The following is a 3,177-nucleotide window of genomic DNA, read 5'->3' on the forward strand; positions in this document are numbered from 1 at the left end:
TTTCTGTGGCTCGGTCCAAGCAACTTCGACGCCCCCGCGATGCCGCACACGCACAGGAAATCGAACTCCAGGATCGGTCTGCCGCGTTGGTCGAAACGGCGTCTCCGGGACGAAAGAAACCTGGTATGTCCCCCCTGGCTCTGTTTCCGTTTTTGAATTGAAGCTTAATGTACCGGGAAATTATTTACTGGTTGATCATGCGCTGTACAGAGTGAGCAAAGGGGCTGCCGGAATCTTAACAGCAACTGGAAATTACGACGACAGCATCTATGCCCCCCTTCCGGAACAGTAATAAAAAAACGGCCGGATACTGTTGGCGAAGTCATCTGAGAGCGTTTCTAAGCAGGAAGAGCTATACTGATCCGTCTAATTTTCAAAATAGATGAACAGAAGGAGGAGGTTGATGTTAATCCCCAACTACAACTTTGATATTCCGGAAATGACAGTCAAAGTTGCCCGAGCAGCTTTTCCCAAAGGGAATCCTTACCTAACCTTGCGGGATGAACTGGGTACGATCTTTGAGGATCAGGATTTCACTGACCTATATCCGAAAATGGGGCAACCAACTTTGGCACCCTGGCGGTTGGCCTTGGTGACCATCGTCCAGTTTCGCGAGAATCTATCTGATCGTCAAGTGGCTGAGGCCATTCGAGGACGAATCGATCTAAAATATCTGCTGGGATTGGAGTTGGAAGACCCTGGTTTTGACTTTAGTGTGCTCAGTGAATTTCGTGCCCGTCTGGTAGACGGTTATGAAGATATACTCTTGGACAAGTTGCTGGCTTGTTGTCAGGCAAAAGGATTAGTGAAACAACGAGAGAAACAGCGGACAGATGCGACTCATGTGTTGGCTGCGATTCGGGTGATGAACCGACTGGAACTGGTGGGCGAGACGCTGCGTGCTGCCCTGAATGCCCTGGCGACTGTGGACCCGACCTGGTTACGCAACGTCGCTCCGCCCATATGGTATGAGCGATACAGTCGTCGTATTGAAGATGATCGCCTTCCCAAAAGCCAGGAAAAACGGGCGGCTTATGCCCAAAGTGTGGGCGAAGATGGCTTTCAACTGCTTGACTTATTGGCAGCAGCAGAGGTGCCGGAACAACTACGTGTATTGTCAGAGGTAAACACACTCCGCCTGCTATGGATACGACATTATGAACGCCGTCAAGAAAAAACCAGTGACGGCGTACTGGACAACGTGCGCTTCAGAAGCAATCGCGAATTAGGACCGGCAGCTAAAGCAATCGAATCTCCTTACGACACGGATGCGCGATACCGCAGGCGTTATGAAACCGAATGGACCGGTTATGTGGTGCACTTAACAGAAACCTGTGAAGAAGATGATTTGCATCTCATCACCCATGTCGAAACCACCAAGGCCACCGTGCATGAATCTCAAGAAACCGAAGCGATTCATCAAGCCTTGATCGAGAAAGGGTTGCCACCCAATGAGCATCTGGTTGATTCAGCCTATATTGATGCCGACTTACTCGTCAGTAGCCGTGAACAACATGAGATTGACCTGATTGGACCAACTCGCTCCAATAACAGTTGGCAGACCAAGGTGGATGGGGCTTATGATCTGGAGCAGTTTGCGATTGATTGGGAAAAACAATCGGTTCAGTGTCCCCAAGGTAAGCAATCTTCTAACTGGAAAGAAGGGGTTGATAACACGGGTATGCCCCTTATCTATGTTCAGTTTTCATCGAAAGACTGTCGCCCATGTTCAGCCCGTTCATTATGCACTCGTTCAAAGCGACAAAGAGCGATTGGATTTCGGCCGCAAAAACAATACGAGGCGCTTCAGGAAGCACGTCAACGACACGCATCTGAAGCAGGCAAACAACTATACAATCGCCGTGCCGGCATCGAAGGCACAATTTCACAAGGTGTGAGAGCATTTGGATTACGGCAAACACGGTACTGCGGACTCGCCAAAACACATATTCAACATGTGGCCACAGCGGCTGCGATCGATATTGACCGGATCGTCGCCTGGTTCAACAAGATTCCGCATGCTAAAACACGAAAATCTCGTTTTGCAGCCTTGGCAACATAATCAATGGCCGACTTCGCCAACAGTATCCGGCCGTTTTTGACTGGGAAACGCACGAATTCCAACGAGGGAAGCAGACACAAAGATAAAAATACCCCAAATGGCAAAGAAAATATTGCCTACGTATAAACTTGATAACCCACCAGCCATGAGAATGACAGCCTGGATCAGGTAAATATAAACAGGAATCTTAAGGTCCAGATCAACGTCTAGATAGCGATATACACCAACTGCTGACACGCCGCCAATTGCGACAAAAACAGCGAGCACCCACCAGGAAATGTCTTGCGAAACAGCCACTACGTTAAACAAAATACCAATTGTGAACCCGCTAATCACCCCAAAAACCATCGCAATTGGGAACAGATCATTAGAGGTATGCGATGCACTTCCGACTTTAATACGAAAAAAGCTCTGACTAAACAGCCAGAGCTTCATCGTGTTTACCCCAAAGGTAGTTGTTTATTATGCGGTTTGTGCTTTTTTCAGTTGATCAACTTTGCGACCCAGGCCGGCAACTTTTTTGTTTAAATCTTCAATATTTGTGGCACTGGGAACGTTGACGCGGTTGAGCACGTTTTCGGTGAGCTGGTTGAATTGTTTTTCAACTTCTTTCACGCGATCTTTGACTTCTTTTTGGTAGGGTTCTACAAATTCGTTGACCATTTTACGGCCGTCTTTTTCCACAACTTCTCCTTTTTCAACCATTTTATTGGTGTAGGAGTTTGTGTTTTCAACCAATGCTTTCAAATTTTCTTGTACGAGTGCAACGGTGCCTAATCCAAACCAGAACACCTTGCGAGCTGTACCGGTGACCATTTCAAAAGTGGTTTCAACTTGTTCCTGGACCACTTCAATTGTTTCATTAACCATTTGTAACCTCTTTGTCTTTTAGACGCTTATTTTTTCAATGTTTATTGCATTAAATTTATTTAATCTTGATGCTATGACGCATCGCGTTATGAATATAATATAACGCAGTGCGTCAGAAATGTCAACCCCTGATTTGAACTTGAGTTTTAGGAAAATTTACTGCTTGGAGAAACAGGACCTTCTCTTAAAAATGAAGTGGAGAACGCTTTGATGCGTAAAGCTGTGTAAGCAGTGTCGTAAGGATG

4 protein-coding genes are annotated in these 3,177 nt (G+C 46.6%); 2 read left to right on the forward strand and 2 right to left on the reverse strand.

Translation table 11 applies throughout. The features are described from left to right. Both ACQY6F_RS18525 and ACQY6F_RS18530 read left to right on the forward strand, forming a co-directional pair. Positions 1 to 292 (forward strand): hypothetical protein (locus tag ACQY6F_RS18525; RefSeq protein ID WP_428776559.1); only part of this gene is annotated, 292 nt, incomplete at its 5' end. Positions 293 to 400: 108 nt separating this feature from the next. Further along, positions 401 to 2,062: an IS1182 family transposase gene (locus tag ACQY6F_RS18530; protein ID WP_428776561.1), complete on the forward strand. Its 1,662-nt coding sequence runs from the start codon at positions 401 to 403 to the stop codon at positions 2,060 to 2,062. On the opposite strand, the gene ACQY6F_RS18535 is transcribed toward ACQY6F_RS18530, so the two are convergent. Both ACQY6F_RS18535 and ACQY6F_RS18540 read right to left on the reverse strand, forming a co-directional pair. After that, positions 2,063 to 2,497, reverse strand: a complete 435-nt coding sequence (locus ACQY6F_RS18535) for a hypothetical protein (protein WP_428776562.1) — start codon at positions 2,495 to 2,497, stop codon at positions 2,063 to 2,065. It abuts the gene before it with no gap. Between the two features lie 27 nt (positions 2,498 to 2,524). Further along, positions 2,525 to 2,932 carry a phasin family protein gene (locus tag ACQY6F_RS18540; RefSeq protein ID WP_428776564.1) on the reverse strand — a complete coding sequence of 136 codons (408 nt, stop codon included), beginning with the start codon at positions 2,930 to 2,932 and terminating at the stop codon, positions 2,525 to 2,527. Positions 2,933 to 3,177: the final 245 nt, after the last annotated feature.

The organism is Vibrio sp. (assembly GCF_050299255.1).
GTDB lineage: Bacteria > Pseudomonadota > Gammaproteobacteria > Enterobacterales > Vibrionaceae > Vibrio.